Annotated in this window: 7 protein-coding genes; all 7 read right to left on the reverse strand. The window is 38.3% G+C overall.

From position 1 onward, the window contains the following. Positions 1–263: 263 nt before the first annotated feature. Positions 264–848: a hypothetical protein gene (locus tag WC317_08230; GenBank protein MFA5340110.1), complete on the reverse strand. Its 585-nt coding sequence runs from the start codon at positions 846–848 to the stop codon at positions 264–266. A 262-nt stretch (positions 849–1,110) separates the two neighbouring features. Further along, positions 1,111–1,443, reverse strand: coding sequence for a pyrimidine dimer DNA glycosylase/endonuclease V (locus tag WC317_08235; protein ID MFA5340111.1), 333 nt, complete (start codon positions 1,441–1,443; stop codon positions 1,111–1,113). Between the two features lie 159 nt (positions 1,444–1,602). Next, on the reverse strand, positions 1,603–2,688 hold the full coding sequence (locus WC317_08240) for a DNA cytosine methyltransferase (protein MFA5340112.1): 1,086 nt from the start codon (positions 2,686–2,688) through the stop codon (positions 1,603–1,605). After that, positions 2,685–3,101 carry a very short patch repair endonuclease gene (locus tag WC317_08245; protein ID MFA5340113.1) on the reverse strand — a complete coding sequence of 139 codons (417 nt, stop codon included), beginning with the start codon at positions 3,099–3,101 and terminating at the stop codon, positions 2,685–2,687. The genes WC317_08240 and WC317_08245 overlap by 4 nt, the downstream gene beginning before the upstream one ends. A gap of 37 nt (positions 3,102–3,138) precedes the next feature. After that, positions 3,139–4,032, reverse strand: coding sequence for a HaeIII family restriction endonuclease (locus WC317_08250; protein ID MFA5340114.1), 894 nt, complete (start codon positions 4,030–4,032; stop codon positions 3,139–3,141). A 12-nt stretch (positions 4,033–4,044) separates the two neighbouring features. Continuing rightward, positions 4,045–4,248, reverse strand: a complete 204-nt coding sequence (locus WC317_08255; protein MFA5340115.1) for a helix-turn-helix transcriptional regulator — start codon at positions 4,246–4,248, stop codon at positions 4,045–4,047. A gap of 252 nt (positions 4,249–4,500) precedes the next feature. Beyond that, on the reverse strand, positions 4,501–5,406 hold a 906-nt coding region (locus WC317_08260), incomplete at its 5' end, for a permease (protein ID MFA5340116.1).

A 5,406-nucleotide genomic window follows, 5' to 3' on the forward strand; every position in this document is an offset into this window, starting at 1 on the left:
AGGACCTTTGATCGCGCGCGCTGAGTCAACCGCCTGCCTTTCATGGCCTTAGTAACCATTTTATGCGTGAGCTGCTCGTCTGAATGAGCGACAAGATCATGCGGCTTGAGTTCATTCATAGCCATGATCTCTGAGATCGGCTGTTCGCCAAGATTTCTATCTATATCAGCATTCATGGTTTCCTTTAACTATCTCTAATTATACCATAAACCTTAAGGCGACAAAACTGTCATTGTAAGAAGCGCGACCTTGGCTATTATTTATTATTTTTTAATAATTTCTACCAATTCTCTTGTTTCATTAGTAATAGTGCCGTGATGGCGGTATTCGTATTTAACAATGCCCACGCCCGGATAATACCATTCCGCGGTAGTATCAGGGCATGTATCATAGACTATTTTGAAACAATCTTTAAAAGTACCGGCGGGAACAGCTACATTTTCTATTTTTTCAACATACCAGCAGTACATATTGTCATTCCGCGGTAGACCGGCTTCCTCACCCCACTTTAATCCTACCTTCAGGGGGAAACCATACCTGAGGCCATTCTCTTTTGATAAAACTTTTTCTTTATGGGTAGTATTTCTTTTGCCGACTTTTACTTTTGCCTTGGCATATTTATCGTAAATTTCATAAAATCCTATATAGCCCCTTATAGGCTTATGCTTTATCTCAAAGTCATATACCAGGCCCTGATCCACCAGCTCTTCATGATATACCAGCATATCACCTTTATCTAATGGGAATTGACTTGTTGAAAACGCGGAAATATTAATGCAGAAAATAAACGTTACGGCAAGAACTACCAGGATTACAAGCGGGACTTTGACTAATTTCACGATCGCCATACAGCCTCCTTTGTTTTACTGCGGGTTTAAACAAAGAAGGTTTTAATTATTTTAGAGTCACAGTGAACCCCTTCTAACATACGACTTGAAGGCCTTTGAAATACAAAAACCTTCACAAGAATAACTCTCATGAAGGTTTTACTTTTTTAATGTCCGGGATTTACCCCTTCTTAACTCGGGACCGCTATTTAATTGTAAATAGAGTATAACATACTTTTTAATTTAATCAAGTGAGGGCTAGAAAGGACGGCTATTATTTTTTTCATTCCGTCTTGCAATCGCATTTTTTGCTTTTCAATATCCTGATCTGCTCCTCCGGAGAATTTATATACTTATCCTGCCTGTGTTTTCCTATAGCTAGATTTTTAGAAAGAGGTGACTTGTGCAAATACCCTCTTTTCCGCATCTCTTCCATAAGGTTTTTGTGGCGGATATAAAGCGCCCTGAGCTTACCTTTCCATCTCAGTGTTTCAGGATGCCTGGAATAACCTTTTTTATTCTTCGTCAGGACAGTCCATATAGCATGCAGCTCTCTATGCTCGCCGAGCAAATGGTTCCTGCATAATTTTTTAGGCGCAATGTCCCATATCCTCATGATTGATCAATTATACCATAGACCTCAAGGTGACAAAACTGTCATTGCAAGAAGTGTAACCTAGCAAATATTTTATATTATTATATAGCGTAGGGTGTACCTAAATAGGACGGCTATTATTCTTCGGACGGCTATTATTCTTTCTTAAAAAATCGCCTATTATCGATAAACCAATCCTTCTTGAGGCGACATGAAAAGCCTTTTTCTTATAATGACTTTTGCTCTTTTCAGGGCTTTTTCTTTCCTTTGCTTTAACTGTTCATTATATTCTTTTAGATCAAATATTATTTTTGCTGCAAATGCCTTAGCAAATTCTACAGGCACGGCATTGCCTACCATTTTATAACCATCGGCGATATCAGTGTATTTAAAAAGAAACTTATCTGGAAAAGTTTGAATCCGAGCGCATTCCCTAACAGAAAGCCTCCTATATAAATCTTCTTTGCCACGGACAAATATCCTTTTATTTTGCCTGATAAATTTCATTTTGGGAGCCTTGGGATGGATCGGCGCATGCCTGCCGCCAGCCTGTATAGTGAAAGACTGCTCATCCCAACTCCTTACCCTATTCCTAGACATGTATATCGTAGAAAAACTGCCAGTCATATATTCATGATTTGAAATTTTAAGCTTATCGCCGTTTGTCTTATTAAATATTTTAGCAGGCTTAGGCTCAGGTAAACCCCCAATAGCATCCTTCAATGTTAATAATTTACCGGACCCTTCCGGGAACTCATAAGTTTTGCCCATATTTTTATGGTACCCAACTATAATTACCCTTTCTCTATCCTGCGGAACACCATAAAATTTTGCATTAAGCAGTTTCCAGGATATGTTATAACCTGCGGATGAAAATTCGGATAGGATCTTTTTAAAGGCTTTCTTGTGGATATCTGCCAGTATACCGGAAACATTTTCGGCAAGGAAAAATAAGGGCTGTTTATCTTTTAATACCCTTATATATTCAAAAAATAACTGCCCCCTATGGTCTTTAATGCCACGGCATGCGCCTGCTTCGCTCCAGCTTTGACAAGGAGGGCCTCCAATAATACCATCTGTAAAAGGAATTTCAGTAGAAGGGATATCAACGATACTTCTTTTATCTAAACAGACCTCTGGAAAATTATGAGAAAAGGTATCCCAAATCGCCTCATCAAATTCATTTGCCCATGCTATTTCAAACCCGGATTTTTCAAACCCCAGGTCCAAACCGCCGCAACCAGAAAAAAGCGATACAACTTTTATTTTTCCACTACCATTTTGATTTTCTTTATACACTTTGGCGTATCCTTAATTATTTGTTGCTGCCAAAACCTGACTACCTTCCAGCCATCTTTATATAATTCTTTGCTATTATTTTTATCCCTTACGATATTCTTTTCAATCTTAGGTATCCAATATGCCCTATTGGCTTTTATCTTCTTCCTTTTCTCTTCCCAATTATAGCCGTGCCAAAATTCTCCGTCTATAAATACGGCGACTTTTTTACTAGTTATCGCAATATCCGGGCTGCCAGGAAGTTTGCGATAATTAGTTTTAAATCTAATGCCTTCTTTGCGAAGCGCTTTTTGAAATAAAACCTCGGGGGTTGTTTTTACGCTTTTTATTTTCCGCATTAAATCCGATCTTTTCGCGGAAGTTTTAAATTTATACAACATATTATATCCTGCTATATTACTAAGTGCAATATTATACTTATGTCTTTATTTTTTTAATTATTATCTCTTGAACATCGGGCAAATCAATAGCTTGAGTATCAAATTTAAGGCTACGCCCTAAACGCGAAGATGCATTATGCAATCTCATCGCTATCTTACAGCCATTAGAAAAATCCAGATCAACATAGCTTTTATCTCTCAGCCGAACATCTACTTTTTTAGGAATCTTAATATGTGTAAAATCTAATATTGTTATCTCATGATTTCTATCTATTATCTTATAGAACCCTACCGACCCTATAAGAAAATTAAATAATGCTTCAGTATTACGCGGCGATATACATGATTTTTTAATTGTTTCTGCAACCAAACTGCATACTGGAAAATAAATATTATCGTTTATATATTCTTCATTAATAGTTAATAGCTCGCTAAAAAGAGATGCTCCTGGTAGATCTCTTTTGCTTTTAATTAGAAAGTTATCTACTATTTTTTTATATTCTTTACGGAATCCTATATCCTCTTGACAATCTTTAGCATAACCACACCGCATAACAGTAGTAGGTGGACGCTGGTGCTTAAGAGCCGAGTGGTTATGTTTTATAGAAAGATTAACTCCTTGATCCTTCCAACTAATACGAATATCAGTTACATCGCCTTTTTTAGCCGAATTATCACTTAATCTATCGATTAAGACTTCCTTTTCTTTAATTATGCTTAAAAGCCAATTATGTATAATAGAGGCAGCTTTTATATAGCTTTCCTTCAACTTGTCTGATAATTTTAAATATTTCTGTTTGTCTCTTCCTTGAGCTACTTTTGCTTGATCTGTTAAAGTAACTTTAAAATTGGAGTTTCCGCTGCATAAAAAATCTATAATTTTATATTCCAGAGCCCTGCCATTACGATCAGAAACATTTTCTTTAGGCATGTTTTAATCTCCTTAAAATAATTTTTTCACATCTGTATTTAAAGCTTCAGCTATCTTTTTTAAGTTTTGCAAACCTATATTTTTCTCTCCTCTCTCAATCTGGCCTATATATGCCCTATGGAGATCTGCTTCAAAAGCAAGCTGTTCTTGAGACCAGCCTTTTCTTTTACGGAACAGCTTTATATTATTGCCCACTTTCTTATTAATCTCTGCCATTTTCTCCTCCTGTATGTGTATGTACTATATAATAATATGCTACCTATAAGTAGTCTACTACCTATAGGTAGCATATAATTTAGGAGGCACATCATGAGCCCATATTGCAGATTTTGTTATAGGCAGTTGGTGGCTGAAGCAGTAATTACGGGCATTGCATTGATAGTTAAGGGAATTTGGAGGGTTGTGGGGAGGCTATTTTGAACCACATCCACCCCAGAGGAGCCCACGGGGCACCTCTGGGGTGTCTTGTTATTTAAATATTATGTTAGCTATAAATCCAAATATAAGAACCTGCGGGACGGTGATGATGGGGAGAAATATCGCCACGCGTTTGCCGACGTTGAGCCAGAGAAGGCCGATCTCGGTGTAGTCTGTGACTACGCCTGCCATGAGGAATATAAAGGCATTGCCTACTGCCCCTGTCTGGCGAAAAATCTCAAAGGCAAGAGGAGCGGTGCCCTCAGAACATACCTCTATTATAGTGGCGAGGCCTAACGTAGCGAGCATGCCGAGGAATGTAGGGCCCATGTAGTGGTGGAATATATGGGAAGGCATATAGGCGGCTATAAGGCTTGCCAAGCCCATACCTATAAGTATCCACCATAAAACCATATTCATAAGCATTCGCATACCTTTATATACGCCTTTCAGGTCTAGTAATAATTGATTTCCGGAAAATTTATAAGCTGAGGCTTTTTTCCTGAAATCAGCTATGATAGAAAAATCTTTATCAAGCTGTATAGTATTTTTATTGGTTTCGATAATGCCTTTTGATTCAAGAATCTGATAAATAAGACCCGTAGTGATCGCTATGATAAGAGCTGAGAATATAATATATAATGCCTTCGCGAGGCCGAAGAACGCTATGAGCATGAGAGTAATAGGCAGATTTGCCCAGGGGCTAGCGAGAAGAAACGCCACGACAGCGGGATTTGACGCGCCTTTTTTATGGATCGCTATGGAAAGAGCGAGGATACCGTGGCTGCAGGCGCTCATGAGGAATCCCAATAAGCCCGCGTAAAGAATGGTGCGTTTGCGGGGTTTAGCGAGGATATGGGAGATGTATTCCCTGGGCACAAAATGGTCTATGATGCCGCCGAGGATAAAGCCCAGAAGCAGTGCCCACCAGATCTTATTGAGATACATTAAAAGATT

Source organism: Candidatus Omnitrophota bacterium, from assembly GCA_041653595.1.
Lineage (GTDB): Bacteria > Omnitrophota > Gorgyraeia > Pluralincolimonadales > Pluralincolimonadaceae > Pluralincolimonas.

Coding starts and splice junctions, on each gene's coding strand:
- WC317_08235 (MFA5340111.1), bottom strand. CDS start 1,443: ATGAGGATATGGGACATTGCGCCTAAAAAATTATGCAGGAACCATTTG.
- WC317_08245 (MFA5340113.1), bottom strand. CDS start 3,101: ATGTTGTATAAATTTAAAACTTCCGCGAAAAGATCGGATTTAATGCGG.
- WC317_08255 (MFA5340115.1), bottom strand. CDS start 4,248: ATGGCAGAGATTAATAAGAAAGTGGGCAATAATATAAAGCTGTTCCGT.
- WC317_08230 (MFA5340110.1), bottom strand. CDS start 848: ATGGCGATCGTGAAATTAGTCAAAGTCCCGCTTGTAATCCTGGTAGTT.
- WC317_08250 (MFA5340114.1), bottom strand. CDS start 4,032: ATGCCTAAAGAAAATGTTTCTGATCGTAATGGCAGGGCTCTGGAATAT.